Below are 17622 nucleotides of genomic sequence, written 5' to 3' on the forward strand. Positions count from 1 at the left end.
TGGTATTGGCTCCGTTTGGATTGGCGTCTTCACCTTAGCCTATTAGGTCAAAGGTGAGGAGTCCATACCATTGAAAAACAGCCAACTGTAAATTTTCCGTTTAATTGCCTTGTTATAAGCCACTTTGCTCTATTTTTGTTTGCAGTAAGGTAATGCGAGAATTTAGCTTTTTAAAAGCCATTTGAGCATAAAAATAATGCAGTAAAAAAGCTACAAAGCCAGAAGCTCCAATTGCAAATACAGGCTTAGTGTAAAACAGTAAAGTCAGAATAATTACTGAAAATGTAAGACATAATATAAAAAAGTGGCCTGCACCAAACATTTTTCTATTTTGCTTTTCTAGTTGGGTGATATGTGAATTTAAATCCATTGCCTAAATCTCCGTGGCATATAACGAGCTTGTAGAATAACTCGTTTATTATGAATTACCCCTAAAATCGGGGTGGTAAATGCATTACCTATATCGAGTTAATCCTCTACAGTTCGATATAGGAGCACAAAGTTTTAGTAGTTTTTACTGAATTAGTTATTCTACAGCCTCAACGCCTTGCTAAGCGGAAATTAATGGTTGGCTATAATCGCGAAGCGATGGCCAACTGTTAATTTTCCGTTTAAATGACTTGTGTACGCCCAGCATGGGCATGAACTAATGAGGTGAAAGTCCTCTGTAGGAAGGTCACCGTTTAATTAACATGTTGTTATTAAACGCTAACTACTAGCGAATGGCAAGGGCTTATCCGTGAGGATTGGTCTGAAGGAAGCCGCTAGCAAACTTGCGAGCTGATGAACAAAAACATCATATGAGGCGTAGGCTAGAGGTGAGTTGGCACAAGACGACGAAACCACGTGATCTAATGGCCACCGTAAATGATGCAGCAGTGCAAAGAAAGTACATGTTCTTATCTGGGGAGATCTGTTTAACACGCGATCGAAAAGCAACCAGTAAGGCTCTGGTTAATAAGTGCCTTGGCTTTTGGCGGTCATCGAGCCAAAAGAGCGAACCGATGAAAACGATAGCGCATGATTAGGTAACTAGGCATGTGATTAAACAGAAGTCAGCAGACGGTATAGTAGCCAAATGCCCATCGTAATGGTTGGGACAAGGTGAAGGCCTGAACATTTAGAAGAAAGAGGAGTCTTGTTTAACTTGCCTATACCCACTACGCCGTCAGGCGATTACTATAAGCAGCGTAATAACCCGCAGCCAGCTTTCAACCAAGATCTATTTCAACAACTTCTTGAACCGATGAATTTACAACGCGCTTGGCAACGAGTTAAAGCCAATAAAGGAGCCGCAGGTATTGATGACATGTCCATTGATGCTTTCAGCTTATGGGCACAACAAGGTGGCTGGCAAACATGTAAAACTCAATTGGAACAAGGTGAATATCAACCGAATGCAGTCAGACGAGTGGACATTGATAAACCTGATGGTGGTAAACGCCAATTGGGCATACCCACTGTGCTTGACCGTATTATTCAGCAAGCAATAGCCCAAGTGCTAACGCCCTTGTTTGATCCATTCTTCTCAGTGAACAGCTTCGGCTTTCGTCCTAATAAGAATGCTCAACAAGCGGTGTATCAAGTGCGAGAAATCATCAAGACGAAAAGGAAATTCGCCGTCGATGTTGATCTGTCTAAGTTCTTTGACAGAGTAAACCACGACTTATTGATGACACAGCTAAAGCGTAAGGTGCAAGATAAACGCCTATTGGCGTTGATTGGCAAATACCTACGTGCTGGTGTGATGGTGAATGGTAAGTTATTGCCCAGTCATGAAGGTGTGCCTCAAGGAGGTCCACTCTCGCCTTTATTATCGAACATTATGTTAGATAATTTAGATAAAGAGTTGGAAAGCCGAGGGCATAAATTCGCCCGTTACGCGGATGACTTTATCATCTTGGTCAAGTCAAAACGTGCGGGGAAACGGGTGCTAACCAGCATTACTCGCTACCTAGCCACGAAGCTTAAACTGGTAGTTAATGAACAGAAAAGCCAAGTGGTTAAGGTAGGCGAAAGTAAATTTCTCGGTTTTACCTTTAAACGAGGCAAGATCCAGTGGCATGCTAAAACACTGCACATTTTCAAACAAAAGATGAGGCGTCTGACGAACCGAAATTGGGGCGTCAGTATGGGTTATCAATTATTTAAAGTGAGTCAGTACTTGCGAGGCTGGATCAATTACTTTGGCATAGCGAATGCGTATCAAGCCTGTGTTGAACTCGACCACTGGATCCGCCGTCGAGTAAGAATGTGTTATTGGCGTCAATGGCGTAAGCCTCGGACTAAGGTACAAAACTTACTCAGACGGGGCGTTAAGATCCAAGCAGCGGTTGCTTGTGGTATCACCAGCAAAGGGCCGTGGCGAAGTTCTAAAACGCCGGGTATCCAGCAAGCACTGAGCAATAGTTATCTGGATAAAGCGGGTTTGTATTCACTAAGAAATGGATGGATAAAGGTTCACTACCCTAACCAGTGTGTTTAAGTTAGGGGTTCTAAATGAACCGCCCTGTGCGGAGCCGCATGCAGGGTGGTGTGGGGGCTGGAGGTTAGAGACCTCCGGCTACCCGATTAGGCTTTGAACACCCGACGTAAAAATTATCGAACTAATTTAATGTCCTGCGCCGTAAATAAATGCGGCAGCTTGAAGTGGTAAGGTTATAACATCAAAAACAACTGTGAAAGGTAGCAGAGTTGCCCCTATAACATAGTCAAAGTATATACTCTCACCTTTTGACTCGAAAAATAATTCATGCTTTATAGCTTCTTTCTCATCTGTTATTTTTACATAATAAGACCCCTGAGAGTCAATAAGTATAAAATCTTCATGAAGGTCATTTTTTTTCATTACATAAGAAGCATTATCCGTAAACACCTTTATAACCCTTATAACCTTTAAATAATTATTTCCCAACTTGATTTCATCACAACCAGTTGATACTGAAATATTTTTTAAAAAATAATCATCTCTGTCACTGTTGAAACCTTCAATATTTTCAAGTTTAACTTTACCCGTAAATTCAGACTTGTCGGCTATAATTATCGGAGTACGATCCTTGAGCTCAGATATAGGCATTTTATTATTTACATGCTTTCCGTTGACACAAAAAACCAGCTCATTATTGCCCCTTGATGCGTGAGAAATACTAGTAGTCCTAGCCTTTGTAATTTCATTGCTATTTTGGTTCTGTTCCTGAAAATAATTGGTATATACAATAGCAGTGCTACATCCGTATAGGTTTACAATAAAGAATAATATCAATATGCGCATATTCGATCCCTAAAGCCTAACGCCTTACTAAGCGGCGATAAATTGTTGGCTAAAATTGCGAGGAACGAAGCTAGCCAACTGTTTAGCGTCCGTTTGAGTAACTTGTTAGAAGATTTCCTCTTCATTTTCGACTAGCCAATTTATATCATTAATAACCAACTCATTAAATTTATCATTTGGGAATGAGGAGATATACTCCTTAACTGCTTTGTAATACTCCAAATTAGGCTCACTTTGTCCATTATCTAGTTTTCTATGGAATATACTCTGTAAGTCTAATAAATTCCTATGAATCATAATATTCGAAGCCAACATTGATTCGTAAAACCTTAAGGTTTCTTCGGGTGTTTTGTTCCTGAGTAAACGTAAAGCAACAAGGTTTTCCGCTAAAGTAACATATGTGGTGGTTGCAGTGGAATCACCAAATCCTTTTTTATACGCATAACTTCCTACTATATAGGTAAGTAAAAGCGAATAAATAATTATAACGACAAGTTTTATCATGCGAATCTTCTAACAGCGTATTAGTAGGAATTTTTCCTGATTTAAACACGGAGAAGTTCCTACTTTCATGCTTTTTATTAAAAAACAACAATACAACAGATTTATCGGATAATCAATAACTTATACATTAAACTGCCAAGCTGGTTGATGTGTAAAAGCAGGAATTATTCCCGCTTTCTTGTAGAACAAAATAAGTAGGGGGTTGCTGTTTATTTGTACAGTACACTTGCGTTGTTTATTAAGATTATTTGGTTATTAAAAATTATTTTTTAGAATACGTTAAACAGCTTTACTAAAACTTGAGCAACAACAGGACTAATTTACCTAAGTCAGCATTTAGTTAACTCTTAAGTAGCGGTATATCAATATATGCACGTTCAACCATCCAAGTAAGGAGGTAATACCGCTAGAAAATAAGTAGCTAACAGTGTAAACCACAATTCGTGCCTATATTTCTCGGTAACCAAGCAAGGGTAGGGTGTTGAAGAAGCGTAATTGGTAATCAGCCTTTTGATTATCGCCTTTTTCGGTTGATTTTTTAGTCCTTAAGGAGATGGCTATACGGTGCTCTTGTTTTTCATCCATTGCTGCTGTTGGATAAACTAACCAACTGCGCCAAATTTTTGGTTCATCGACGCGATGCTCTGCAAAACTTAAGCTAATATTCTGCTTGATGGTAAATAGGTCTTTATGATTGTGTTCGGTGTCGGTAATACTGAAACTGAAATCTTTAAGTGGTATCGCTAAACCTAAGCCCCAAGCTTTGATATAAGACTCTTTTAACGTCCAATAATCAAAAAATCGATTGCGTTGTTGTGCTAATGGCAGTGCGAATAGTTCCTGGCTTTCTTTAGGGGAAAAATAACGTTCGGCAATGGCTAATACGTCATTGCTACGACCGGTATTTTCAACATCACAGCCAATATCATCTTCAAGTGTTACCACACAAATAATGAGGTTTTTGGTATGGCTGATATTAAAGCGTAATGGCAGCGGGCAATTAACGATTTCCGGTTTATCTTTTTCACCTTTTTCAAATTGCCAATCCTGTGGTGCTACATCCGCATAATAAGACAATAAATCACGAATAAATGCACGAGTGATTAAGGCATCGTGCCTATCTTTAGCAAACATATATCGTTGTTGTTTTGCTGTTTCTTTACTGGTTAATAATGTGCTGTAAGTTGCTAACAGCTCATCATTACCCAATAACTCTTCTGGCTTGGTCATCCATAAATGAATTTCATTGTTGGCTAGGGTAAGCCTTTTTTTTGATCTAGTTGAAAGTTCAGTTTGAGAAAATGAGGTCATAGAAGTATCGGTAGCTTGTGTTGTTTATTTAACGTGTGGTTAATGCTTACTGAGAGGTGATTTTATCATAAAGAGTTTAGGGTAAATTTGTTTTTATCAGTTTATTTAAACTTGCTTGAACTATAACAAAATGGCTAGCTGGTATGAGGAGTCGCTATTTAAAGAAAATAGCCATGAAGAGTACAGATTTCTTGCCAACTGGTCGAACAGATGAGGTCAGACCTTAGTCTATTTTAACAAAAAGTATGTATCGGGTGATTGTGTTGGGTTTGAAACCTGTGTATATTAGCCGCGATAAGATATTGATTGTACCTATGTACTCATGAAAATTTACCGAGAAGAGTCTACGGATAAAAATGAGCAAACAACCTACAAGCACTACTAAGCAACATGCTAATGCGATTAGCACGCTCCTTGAACATAAGCTGCGAGCTGTTATTCATGTGAACTTGACCTTAAATGAACTTAAGGTCAAAAATGATTAAGCAACATGCTAATGCGACGACTACGCCCGAAATGAGGGCGTTTATCCACGAGTCAGCGCTACCTACCGCTGTGCTTGCCCGTTTATTAAAAATTTCCGAATCAACCGTACGTAAATGGCGTAAACGAGAATCTCTTGCCGATGCGTCTCACGTACCTAAGCAGTTAAATACCACCTTAAGCGAAGCACAAGAGTATGTTGTGGTTGAGTTGAGAACACGTTTATTACTGTCCCTTGATGAATTGCTTGCGGTGAGCAAACAGTTTATTAACGTCAATGTATCCCGTGCTGGTTTGCAACGCTGTTTAAAACGTCATGGTGTTTCACGCCTTGCTGATATGCAAGAGGGTGGCGAAATGCGCGATGCCGATAGTGTTGCTGATGAAACAGTGGCCGTGGCAATTGAAGACACCAAAGAAAATAAGCGACTTGTCTCTCAGCTATCACCCTCAGCTATGCGTGAGGTCTTAAATAAAAGTAATAATTTATCACCCGATGAAGTGGTACAGATAAAAGTTACCCAATTACCTCACTTTGCAGATGAAAGCAAAGTCAAAACAGCAACGGCAGGTAAAAGTCCAGAGCACCGCCGTTTATTAATTGCCAATGATCCCAGTTCCAATTGGGTTTATGTGGATATTTATGATGGCAATGAGCGAGAAGCCGCCAGCCGTTACATGAGTTACGTACTCACCAAAGCCCCATTTCATATTCGCCGCATTTTAGCGGGGAACTATGCCGAATTTTTAAGTCGTTTTCGTTTATTAAATGAAAGTCCAGATGAAGCCAGTGCGCTGTCTTCCCGCTGTGATGATCAAAATATCGATAGCGAAAATGCAAATAAATACTAACAGTAGAGTAATATTAATGGCTAAAAAACAGCAAAAATCATCAAAAACTGTATCAAATACAACAAGTATCGACAACGAGGAAAAAATATTTAATTCTCGTTTACAAGAATGTCCTATCGCCATTATTGGTATGGCTTCTATTTTTGCCGATGCAAAAAACCTAGAAAATTATTGGGATAACATTTTTGAGTCAGTAGATGGAATTAAAGATGTGCCTAGTGATCGCTGGGCCATTGATGATTATTACTCAAGCAATCCAAAAGATGAGGATAAAACCTACTGTAAGCGTGGTGGTTTTTTACCAGAAATTGATTTTGATCCGATGGAATTTGGTCTACCACCAAATATTTTAGAATTAACCGATATCGCGCAATTATTATCACTAGTGGTTGCTCGTGATGTGTTAAATGATGCCGGCATTGGTGATGGCTCAGGTTATGATCGCGATAAAATCGGTATTACTTTAGGTGTCGGTGGTGGTCAAAAACAAATTTCACCCTTAACGTCTCGTCTACAAGGGCCGGTGTTAGAAAAAGTATTAAAAGCGTCAGGAGTTGACGCCGAAGATCGCGCCATGATCATCGAAAAATTCAAGAAAGCTTATATTGGTTGGGAAGAAAACTCATTCCCAGGCATGTTAGGTAACGTTATTGCCGGTCGTATTGCTAACCGTTTTGATTTTGGTGGTACTAACTGTGTGGTTGATGCGGCTTGTGCTGGCTCATTAGCGGCGATTAAATTAGCCGTATCTGATTTATTAGAATATCGCTCAGAAGTGATGATCTCTGGTGGTGTTTGTTGTGATAACTCACCCTTTATGTATATGTCTTTCTCAAAAACACCGGCTTTCACCACAGGTGAAGATATTCGTCCCTTTGATAATGACTCAAAAGGCATGATGATAGGTGAAGGTATCGGCATGATGGCCTTTAAACGCTTAGAAGATGCTGAGCGTGATGGCGATAAAATTTATGCGGTACTTAAAGGTATTGGTACCTCTTCAGATGGTCGTTTTAAATCTATCTACGCACCGCGTCCAGACGGACAAGCTAAAGCGTTAAAACGTGCTTATGATGATGCCGGATTTGACCCGCGTACTTGTGGTTTAATTGAAGCGCATGGCACGGGTACTAAAGCTGGTGATGCGGCTGAATTTGGTGGTTTAATTAAACATTTTGGTTTGAACAACAAACAAACTCAACATATAGCCATGGGCTCGGTGAAGTCACAAATTGGCCATACCAAAGCAGCTGCGGGCTCTGCGGGTATGATTAAAGCGGTGTTAGCACTACATCATAAAGTATTGCCAGCGACCATTCATATCGACCAACCAAATACGTCGCTAGACATAGAAAATAGCCCAATGTATTTGAACAATGAAACCCGTCCATGGATGACGCGCGAAGATGGTTTACCACGTCGCGCCGGTGTTAGTTCATTCGGTTTTGGTGGCACTAACTACCACATAGTATTAGAAGAATATACGCCAACAGCACAAGGCCAGTATCGTTTAAATGCCGTACCACAAACTATTTTAGTGACGGCGAGCAATGAACAAGGCTTAGTAAGCACCTTAACCGAATGGAAAAGTAAGTTAACCATTGATAGTGATGCTCAGCCTTATGTATTTAATGCCTTAGTGACCGAAAACACTTTATCAACACCTGCTAGCGATCTAGCCCGTTGTGGTTTTGTTGCTAAAAATGCCGATGAAGCCATTAAGATGATTGATAGCGCATTAAAACAGTTTGCTGACAAAGCAGGTAGTAAAGACTGGTCAGTACCAACCGGCATTTATTACCGACAATCTGCTTTAGCGTTAACCGGTAAAGTGGTGGCACTTTTCTCAGGTCAAGGTTCACAATACGTTAACATGGGTCGCGAGTTAGCCTGTAATTTCCCCAGTGTTATGCAAGCAGCACAAGATATGGATGTGGAATTTGCTAATGCAGGTTTAGGTCAATTAACGCCAACCACTTATCCTATTCCAGTTTTTAGTGATGATGCCCGTAAAGCACAAGATGAAGCGTTACGTTTAACGCAACACGCGCAACCTGCTATTGGCACCTTAAGTGTTGGCCTATATAAAACCTTTATTAATGCCGGTTTTAAAGCTGACTTTACTGCCGGACATAGTTTTGGTGAATTAACAGCGCTTTGGGCCGCGGGTGTATTAAACGAGCAAGATTACATGATGTTGGCTCGTAGTCGCGGTCAAGCCATGGCTGCGCCGAAAGACAGTAGCGTAGATACTGGTACCATGATTGCTGTCGTTGGAGCAGCGGATAAAGTAGCCGCTGACATTAAAGACATTAAAGATATTTCAATTGCTAATTACAATTCGAATAACCAAGTAGTGGTTGCCGGGGTAACCAGCCAAATAGCCATTGCCATTGAAGAGCTTAAAGCTAAAGGTTATAAGGTTGTGCCTTTACCGGTATCGGCGGCGTTCCATACACCACTGGTTGGTCATGCACAAAAACCCTTTAGCGATGCAATCGATAAGGCTAAGTTCAATAAGCCGGTTGTGCCGGTTTATTCAAATGGCACGGCAAAAGTCCATTCAAATAAAGCTGCGGATATTAAAAAGGCACTGAAAAAGCATATTTTAGAAGCAGTACATTTTAATGAAGAAATTGACAATATTTACGCGGATGGCGGTCGAATCTTTGTTGAGTTTGGACCAAAAAATGTGTTAACCAAACTGGTTGAAAACATCTTAAAAGATAAAGACGATGTTGTTGCTATTGCTGTTAATGCCAATCCTAAAAAATCAGCCGATATGCAAATGCGCCAAGCCGCAGTACAAATGGCAGTATTAGGTTTAGCGCTTAATGAGATAGACCCGTACAGCGCGATAAAACGCCCATTAAAGCCAGTTAAAATGTCGCCGTTAGCAATGAAGTTAACCGGTGCCTCTTATGTTAGCGCTAAAACCAAGAAAGCCTTTGATGATGCACTAAACGATGGTTGGAAAATTAAACAAGCAACGTCTGTCCCTGTTGCTGTGCCAGCGCCGCAAGTAGTAGAGAAAATTGTCGAAAAAATTGTTGAAGTAGAACGTATTGTTGAAGTTGAGAAAATTGTTTACGTCACTATGGATGGAAAAATCGTCGATGGTTCTGTTGTTGAAGGGAACGTTGCCGTTGGTGCGCAAGTATCCACACCAGTGCAAAGCCATAATGGCGATTTAGGTGCGAGCATTGAACGTAGTGTTAGCCAGTTTGTTGAACATCAACAACAGTTGTTAAACGTACATGAACAATATATGCAAGGTCCAAAAGAATACGCGAAAACGTTTGATGCGGTACTCTCTGCCCAAGAAGGCAGTGAATTACCTGAAAGTCTAGATCGTACCTTAGGCATGTACCATGAGTTCCAATCAGAAACCTTACGTGTCCATGAGCAATATCTAAATAATCAAACCGATAATATGGCCGCCATGTTGTCTACTGCTGCACCTGAAACGTCAGTAGCTAAGCCAACAATCCCTGCGGTCTCAAAAACATTGGTCTCAAAAACATTAGTGTCAAAACCAGTAGAACAAGCGCCAGTAGCTCCCGCAGCTTTACCGGTAGCTGCTGTTAGAGAAAATATACCAGCACCAATGCAAACAGTGGCAACCGCTGCAGCACTCGCACCTGTGGCTGAAACTGTTGTTGCCGTTGCAGTTGACACTGCTCCAGTAGCATCGCTTGATTTACCAGCTATTGATTTACAAAAGATTCAAACAGTGATGTTGAACGTAGTTGCTGACAAAACCGGCTATCCAACGGAAATGCTTGAGCTTGAAATGGACATGGAAGCCGATTTAGGTATCGACTCCATTAAACGTGTTGAAATCTTAGGTGCGGTGCAAGAATTAATTCCTGACTTACCTGAGCTTAACCCAGAAGATTTAGCTGAATTACGCACCTTAGGTGAAATTGTTGACTATATGAAGTCGAAAGCTGAATCAGTTGCGCCAAGTGCGTCAGCTAATGAAAGCGCACCAGCACTGCACTTAGTTGATACAACCGTTGATGCAAGTGCATCTACCATTGATTTAAATCAACTTTCTTTGGGTAAAGTGCAAAGCGTGATGATGGACGTAGTCGCCGAAAAAACCGGTTACCCAACGGAAATGCTTGAGCTTGACATGGATATGGAAGCAGATTTAGGTATCGACTCAATCAAACGTGTTGAAATCTTAGGGGCAGTGCAAGAGACTATTCCTGACCTTCCTGAGCTTAACCCAGAAGATTTAGCCGAATTAAGAACCTTAGGCGAAATCGTTAGTTACATGCAATCTAAAGTATCAGCGGCTCCAGTAGCGGTTGCTGCAAGTGCGCCCGCGTCAATATCAGCAGCTGCACCAGCAATCGATTTAGCGCATATCCAAAGCGTGATGATGGACGTAGTCGCTGAGAAAACCGGTTACCCCACTGAAATGTTAGAACTTGACATGGATATGGAAGCCGATTTGGGTATCGACTCTATCAAACGTGTTGAAATCTTAGGGGCAGTGCAAGAAACCATCCCAGATTTGCCAGAGCTTAATCCAGAAGATTTAGCTGAGCTTCGTACCTTGGGTGAAATTGTTAGCTATATGCAGTCTAAAGTTGCAGCGACGCCTGTAGCTAATGAAACTGCAAGCACAGCAGCTAGTGCGCCAGCCAATGAAAGTGTACCAGCCAATGAAAGTGCACCAACAATTGACCTTGAACACATTCAGTCAGTAATGATGACAGTGGTAGCTGAGAAAACTGGTTACCCAACTGAAATGTTAGAGCTTGACATGGATATGGAAGCCGATTTGGGTATCGACTCTATCAAACGTGTTGAAATCTTAGGGGCAGTGCAAGAAACCATCCCAGATTTGCCAGAGCTTAATCCAGAAGATTTAGCTGAGCTTCGTACCTTGGGTGAAATTGTTAGCTATATGCAGTCTAAAGTTGCAGCGACGCCTGTAGCTAATGAAACTGCAAGCACAGCAGCTAGTGCGCCAGCCAATGAAAGTGTACCAGCCAATGAAAGTGCACCAACAAATACAGTTACACCAACAATTGACCTTGAACACATTCAGTCAGTAATGATGACAGTGGTAGCGGAGAAAACCGGTTATCCCACGGAAATGTTAGAGCTTGAAATGGATATGGAAGCAGACTTAGGCATTGACTCAATTAAACGTGTTGAAATCTTAGGTGCTGTACAAGAGACTATTCCTGACCTTCCTGAATTAAATCCAGAAGATTTAGCCGAGCTTCGTACCTTGGGTGAAATCGTAAGTTACATGCAATCTAAAGTTGCACCAACTGAACAAACTTCCGTTGAAAATAGTGTAGTAGGGAGTACTACCGACTCAAGCACTCCGGCGATTGATGCTGACTATATTCAAAGTGTAATGATGACAGTAGTGGCCGAGAAAACTGGTTACCCCACTGAAATGCTTGAACTTGGTATGGATATGGAAGCAGATTTGGGTATCGATTCAATCAAACGTGTTGAAATTCTAGGTGCGGTGCAAGAAACTATTCCTGATTTACCTGAGCTTAACCCAGAAGATTTAGCAGAGCTGCGCACTTTAGGCGAAATCGTTAGTTATATGCAGTCTAAAGTTGCACCGACCGAGCCGACTGACCCAAAAGGTCCGGGCACTAAAACAGCGTTACCAGTAGCTGAAAAAGCTAGCGATGTTAGTGCCAGCTTTCAAGGGGCACCTAGTGCCACAGTGGCGTTAACTGCCTTATCTTCAATTAATAAAATTGTGCAAACCTTCGCTAGTAAAGAGCAAGGAGCCAACGTACTAATCGTCGATGACGGTACTGGTGCAGCAGTAGCACTAAGCGCCAAGCTTATTAAACAGGGTTGGCAGGTTACCGCCTTAAAACCTAACTGGCTGGTTAGTAGCTCGAAAAAAGCCTTTAGCAAAGCAGTTAATGTTATTGAAATTGGCAGCAGCGAAAAAACCCTTGATGAAGGACAAATTAAAGACATCATCGAGAATAACGAACAACTTGATGCGGTTATTTACCTGCAAAGCCCTAGCATTAAAGGAACTGACTCTAAAGGTAAAAATACCGTTAATGCTATTGAATACCCTGAAGCGGCAAAACAAGGCTTAATGTTAGCCTTTGTTTTAGCCAAGCTGTGTAAGGTTAAGAATGCGAGTAAAGCACGTGCTTCATTTGTTGTGGTAACACGTCAAGGTGGTGCATTAGGCTTTGTCAATGCCGAGGGCGCGAATCAAGTTAAGGCCGATATTAAAGCTGATTTAGTACAAGCGGGTTTAGCTGGTTTAGTTAAAACTCTGTCTCATGAATGGGGCTCGTCTCAAGGTAAAGGCGATAATGCAGTTTTCTGTCGTATCGTTGATTTATCAACTAAGTTAGCTGCAGATAAAGCGGCAACTATTATCAGTGATGAATTACTTGATATCGATACCAGCATAGTAGAAGTAGCTCATGATACGGATAACCTAAGTAACAACATTGGCGCACGTTTAACGCTAACCGGTGTGGCTACCGACAGTTATGCCCTTGCAGCTGGCTCAAGTATTGATAACAAGTCAGTATTTTTAGTCAGTGGTGGCGCAAAAGGCGTAACCGCTCATTGTGTTATCGAAATTGCTAAACAATACCAGTCTACCTTTATCCTACTAGGTCGTAGTGTCTTTGACGAAAACGAGCCAAGCTGGGCACAAGGTATTACCGAAGAAGTAGCGCTGAAAAAAGCCGCGATGCAAGCCTTGATTGCTGCAGGTGATAAACCAACACCGGTGAAAGTGACGCAATTTGTTCGTCCAGTATTGGCAAATCGTGAAATTGCGCAAACCTTAACGGCAATTAAAGCCGCTGGCGGTCAAGCACAATATGCTGCTGCAGATGTTACTAACAGTGATAGTGTTACTACTGCTGTTGCGACCATTATTAAAGACTTTGGCGCTGACTATGCAAAAATTACCGGCATTATCCACGGTGCAGGCGTATTAGCCGATAAGTTTATCGAGCAAAAAACGCTAGCAGAATTTAATGCGGTATACAGCACAAAAATTGATGGTCTGTTATCGCTACTTGCAGTGACCGAGCAAAAGAATATTAAACACCTGGTTTTATTCTCCTCAGCAGCAGGTTTCTACGGTAATCCAGGTCAGTCTGATTACTCAATTGCCAATGATATTTTAAATAAAACCGCTTATCGCTTTAAAGCGTTAAACCCCAGTGCGCAAGTACTTAGTTTTAACTGGGGTCCTTGGGATGGCGGCATGGTAACACCTGAGCTTAAACGTATGTTTAACGACCGTGGTGTGTACATTATTCCGCTTGATGCGGGCGCAAAACTATTGGTTAGTGAATTAGCGGCGGACAATAACCGTTGTGCACAAATCCTAGTCGGTAATGACTTATCTAAAGATAAAAGTAAAGACCAAGCAGCAGGTGACTCTGTAAAAAAGCCACAAGTTAGTCGCTTAACAATAAGTGTTAGTAAAACACTTTTAGCGACTAACAATGCTTTTTTAGCTGACCACACTATTGGTGATGAGCAAGTATTACCAACCGTGTGTGCTATTGCCTGGATGAAAGATGCCAGCGAACAAGCTTATCAAGGTTATCACTACCAAGGTTTAGACAATTACAAACTCTTTAAAGGCATCATCTTTGATGGTAATGAAGCGAGTGATTATAAAATTGAGATGAACGCTGAAGTGTTTGACGATGGCGTTCGTTTAGTGGTTGAAACTAAGATCTCAAGCATTAATGCCCAAGGTAAAACCGTCTTTCATTATGGCGCACAGCTGACGTTAGTGAACAAGCTAGCCGTTAGTCCAACGGTTGAGTTAACAGTACCGGCAACAGGTGAAAGTGCCGCGGCACTTTATAGCAACGGCACATTATTCCATGGCCCAAGCTTACAAGGCATAAGTGAAATACTTGAGTGTAACGAGCAAGGGTTATTATTAAGTTGCCAAGTACCAGAAGTCGCCAGTGCTATGCAAGGTGAATTCGCGCTGCCATGTTTAGGCAATATCATTGGCAAAAACCAAAGTAACATATTCGCCAATGACCTTGCTTACCAAGCGATGTTAGTTTGGGTGAAAAAACAACTCGGTTTAGGCAGTTTGCCCTCAAGTACGCAAAGCTGGACGGTATACCGTGAAGTAGCGCTAGGTGAGCGTTTTTACTTGCAGTTAACCGTAGTTAAAAGCTCAGCAAAAGGCAAACAACGTGGTTCGTTAGTGGCAGACATACAATTTATTGCTGAAAACAAGCAAGTATTGTCTGAGTTGAAATCCGCTAAAGTGACCGCCAGTGCCAACTTAAACGATTTGTTCTTGCCTAAAGCTGCGGCTAAAAAGGGCAACGATGAGGCAAGTGCTTAATGGCGAACGGTAATTATAGCAGCGCCATTATTGGTTTAGATGCTCAGTTTGAAAACCAATTCACTGTTCAAGCTAATATTGACTGTGTCGAGCGAGCGCTTTACTTAGGTAAAGTGCAAGGTAAAACGCAAGCTAAAACGCAAGGTAAAGAGCAAGCTAAAACGCAAGCTAAAACGCAAGGTAAAGAGCAAGCTAAAACGCAAGATCAAGATCAAGAGCAAGATAAAGCGCTCTTGATAAGCGTTAAAGCCTCTGTTGAGCGCATGGCGCTTGCTAATAAAGTAAACAGCGCTGATATCAAGGTTATCGTCCTTGCTGAAAACGCTGCCAGCGAAATGGTCGACATTGATGTAGATGTTGATGTTGATAGTGCAATTGTGGTGAGTTCATTCGCTCAGGCCATGTTACAAATCGATGTGCTTATTGGTCAACATGCTTTAGTGGCATTAGTTGGTGTCAACTTAGCAGAAATTCTTAGCTACGCTTTGTCAGCAGAGCCAGAACAACAAAGTTCTGCTGGGAATGACTTAGCCGTAGATACAGTAACTACTATCAGTTTTGATGAGACCTTTACCGGTTATCAACACTGTCATGGCATAGCCGCGATATTATTTGCCTCGATAAGTTTTGCGCAAAGTAATAACAGTTATGTTTACTCATGGTTAAAAGGTTTTGCCGTTGGTGATGAGGTAACTAATTTTACTGAGGTGACCAAGGTTACTGCATCTGCACTCGATAATGCTCAAGTTAGCGCTAATGATATTGGTTTATTAGAAGTTTCAGCCTTGGCGGATAACAAGCTTTCCTTAGCAGAGTCTAGTGGTTTAATTGCCAGTTATGCCCATGAAGAAAAACTAAACACGGCAGTTTCCTGTGCCCGTAGCCTTACCGGTGAAGGTGCGGGATTTTCGCAAGTATTCGGACTGTTACGCACTATTATTGCTTTGCAGCAGCGATATATTCCTGCTATCACTGATTGGCAACAGCCAGCAGAACATGAGCTAATAGACTGGCAAAACTCAAGTTTTTATCTTGCTACCGAGGCTCGACCTTGGTATCCACATCCAGAGGGTAATGCTCATCTGGCTGCGTATAGTTGTTTGGCGGCTAACAATGACTACTGCCATGTGATATTGGCAGAAAACAAAATTATTGTTGCCGGTGAAAAACATCCCTTGGTGGATATTCGTGACAATGGTTTTATTGCTTGCAGTGATTTGAAAATGGTACTGGTGGCAGCAGATGACCAGCAAAGCTTATTATCAAAGCTCACTGAGCTTGAAAACGATTTACAAAGCAATTTAGTAATGCCAGCGCAATCAATTCAAGCTATTGCGCTCAGTTATTACCAGCAAGCTAAATCTATAAAAAGCACCTACAGCATTGTGTTGTTATGTGAATCAAAAACCGAGTTATTAAAAGAAGTAGCTTCGGCTAAGTCAGGCATTGTTACTGCACTCGAAACGGGTAAAGAATGGCGAACGCCAAAAGGCAGTTATTTTACCCCTAAGCCAGTAAATAGAGATTTAACTGTAAGTGAAGACTCCAACAATGTCTCGTTTTTATATCCGGGTATTGGCGCGACTTATATCGGTTTAGGTCGCGATTTATTACATTTATTTCCTGAAATACATCAAGATGTTGCCAATTTAGCGGATGATATCGGCGCCAGTTTAAAAGATACCTTATTAAATCCCCGCTCGGTTGTTAGACCTAGTTTTAAAGCACTCAAACAGCTTGATTTAGACTTGCGCGGTAATTTAGCCGATATCGCTGAAGCCGGGGTTGGTTTTGCTTGTGTCTTCACCAAAGTTTTTGAAAATGTCTTTAAACTTAAAGCTGACTTTGCTACCGGTTATAGCATGGGCGAAGTGAGTATGTATGCGGCGTTAGGTGCGTGGCAGCAACCGGGTTTAATGAGCGCACGTTTAGCCAATTCGGACACCTTTAATGAACGATTATGTGGTGATTTATTAACCCTGCGTGAACATTGGGGCTTGCCTGAACTTACCGAAACGACCGGTAAAAATGATGAGTTTATTTGGGAAACCTACACCATTAAAGCCACGTTAGCTGAAGTTATTGCGGCCAGTGAAGGTGAAGAACGGGTTTATTGCACCATAATCAACACCCCAGACAGCTTATTAATTGCCGGCTATCCAGAAGATTGCCTACGGGTTATTAAAAAGTTAGGTGTGCGCGCTATGGCGTTAAACATGGCTAATGCGATTCATAGTGCACCGGCAAATATCGAATATGATGATATGGTTGAACTTTACACCATGGATGTGACGAGTCGTTTGCCCACAAAAATGTACTCAAGCTCGTGTTACTTACCGATACCACAGTTGAGTAAAGCCATTGCCCACAGTGTCGCTAAGTGCTTGTGCGAACGCGTTGATTTTCCTCGTTTGATCAATACCATGTATGACCAAGGTGCACGGGTCTTTATTGAAATGGGGCCTGGTCGTTCATTGTGTAGTTGGACGGATAAAATTTTAGACTTTGACCTTAACGGTAAGGGTAATGGCCAGCGTAAACCACGTGTTGCTGTGCCAGTTAATGCCAAAGGCACCAGTGATGAATTAACCTATTTTAGAGCCGTGGCAAAATTGATAAGCCATGGCGTGACGCTAGATCTACAGCGCTTATTTTATGGTTCAATAATCGTGCAGAAGAAATAAAGTGAGTGGATATCCGACAAGTGAACTCGGATATGACGAAAACATGGTGGTTATACCGTAAGTGTGTGAGGCACTAGTCTCACAGCCGTCAATAACGAATGTGAAGTATGGTGAGGTGAATTTCCTCTAGCCGTCTTCCCCGAAGTGTCTAATCGGGG

Annotated in this window: 8 protein-coding genes; 4 read left to right on the forward strand and 4 right to left on the reverse strand. The window is 41.6% G+C overall.

Going from position 1 to position 17622, the window contains the following annotated elements:
- Positions 1 to 112 precede the first annotated feature (112 nt).
- A complete protein-coding gene (locus MTCD1_RS15155) occupies positions 113 to 370 on the reverse strand; it encodes a hypothetical protein (RefSeq protein WP_057180664.1) in 258 nt (85 codons plus the stop codon).
- A gap of 768 nt (positions 371 to 1138) precedes the next feature.
- On the opposite strand from MTCD1_RS15155, the gene ltrA reads away from it, so the two are divergent.
- Positions 1139 to 2485, forward strand: a complete 1347-nt coding sequence (gene ltrA / locus MTCD1_RS15165) for a group II intron reverse transcriptase/maturase (protein ID WP_082606468.1) — start codon at positions 1139 to 1141, stop codon at positions 2483 to 2485.
- Between the two features lie 126 nt (positions 2486 to 2611).
- Here ltrA and MTCD1_RS15170 read toward each other — a convergent pair whose 3' ends face one another.
- The 3 genes from MTCD1_RS15170 to MTCD1_RS15180 form a co-directional block, all read right to left on the reverse strand.
- On the reverse strand, positions 2612 to 3271 hold the full coding sequence (locus MTCD1_RS15170; RefSeq protein ID WP_057180666.1) for a hypothetical protein: 660 nt from the start codon (positions 3269 to 3271) through the stop codon (positions 2612 to 2614).
- 105 nt (positions 3272 to 3376) lie between these two features.
- The gene (locus MTCD1_RS15175) at positions 3377 to 3775 is read right to left on the reverse strand and encodes a hypothetical protein (protein WP_057180667.1); all 399 of its coding nucleotides are present in this window, start codon (positions 3773 to 3775) and stop codon (positions 3377 to 3379) included.
- Between the two features lie 447 nt (positions 3776 to 4222).
- On the reverse strand, positions 4223 to 5086 hold the full coding sequence (locus MTCD1_RS15180; RefSeq protein WP_057180668.1) for a 4'-phosphopantetheinyl transferase family protein: 864 nt from the start codon (positions 5084 to 5086) through the stop codon (positions 4223 to 4225).
- Between the two features lie 477 nt (positions 5087 to 5563).
- Here MTCD1_RS15180 and MTCD1_RS15185 point away from each other — a divergent pair, with 477 nt between their 5' ends.
- Genes MTCD1_RS15185 through MTCD1_RS15195 form a run of 3 tightly spaced genes read left to right on the forward strand, consistent with a single transcriptional unit; the run spans position 5564 to position 17464 of the window.
- A complete protein-coding gene (locus tag MTCD1_RS15185) occupies positions 5564 to 6421 on the forward strand; it encodes a transcriptional regulator (RefSeq protein WP_057180669.1) in 858 nt (285 codons plus the stop codon).
- Positions 6422 to 6437: 16 nt separating this feature from the next.
- Complete coding sequence (locus tag MTCD1_RS15190) at positions 6438 to 14780, forward strand: type I polyketide synthase (RefSeq protein WP_057180697.1); 8343 nt, start codon at positions 6438 to 6440, stop codon at positions 14778 to 14780.
- Positions 14780 to 17464 carry a PfaB family protein gene (locus MTCD1_RS15195; RefSeq protein WP_057180670.1) on the forward strand — a complete coding sequence of 895 codons (2685 nt, stop codon included), beginning with the start codon at positions 14780 to 14782 and terminating at the stop codon, positions 17462 to 17464. The genes MTCD1_RS15190 and MTCD1_RS15195 overlap by 1 nt, the downstream gene beginning before the upstream one ends.
- Positions 17465 to 17622: the final 158 nt, after the last annotated feature.

This window comes from Colwellia marinimaniae (genome assembly GCF_002207865.1).
Taxonomy (GTDB): Bacteria; Pseudomonadota; Gammaproteobacteria; order Enterobacterales; family Alteromonadaceae; genus Colwellia; species Colwellia marinimaniae.

Excerpts from the sequence above, each read along its gene's own strand:
- MTCD1_RS15155 (WP_057180664.1), bottom strand. The coding sequence starts at position 370 with ATGGATTTAAATTCACATATCACCCAACTAGAAAAGCAAAATAGAAAA.
- MTCD1_RS15170 (WP_057180666.1), bottom strand. The coding sequence starts at position 3,271 with ATGCGCATATTGATATTATTCTTTATTGTAAACCTATACGGATGTAGC.
- MTCD1_RS15175 (WP_057180667.1), bottom strand. The coding sequence starts at position 3,775 with ATGATAAAACTTGTCGTTATAATTATTTATTCGCTTTTACTTACCTAT.
- MTCD1_RS15180 (WP_057180668.1), bottom strand. The coding sequence starts at position 5,086 with ATGACCTCATTTTCTCAAACTGAACTTTCAACTAGATCAAAAAAAAGG.
- MTCD1_RS15185 (WP_057180669.1), top strand. The coding sequence starts at position 5,564 with ATGATTAAGCAACATGCTAATGCGACGACTACGCCCGAAATGAGGGCG.
- MTCD1_RS15190 (WP_057180697.1), top strand. The coding sequence starts at position 6,438 with ATGGCTAAAAAACAGCAAAAATCATCAAAAACTGTATCAAATACAACA.
- MTCD1_RS15195 (WP_057180670.1), top strand. The coding sequence starts at position 14,780 with ATGGCGAACGGTAATTATAGCAGCGCCATTATTGGTTTAGATGCTCAG.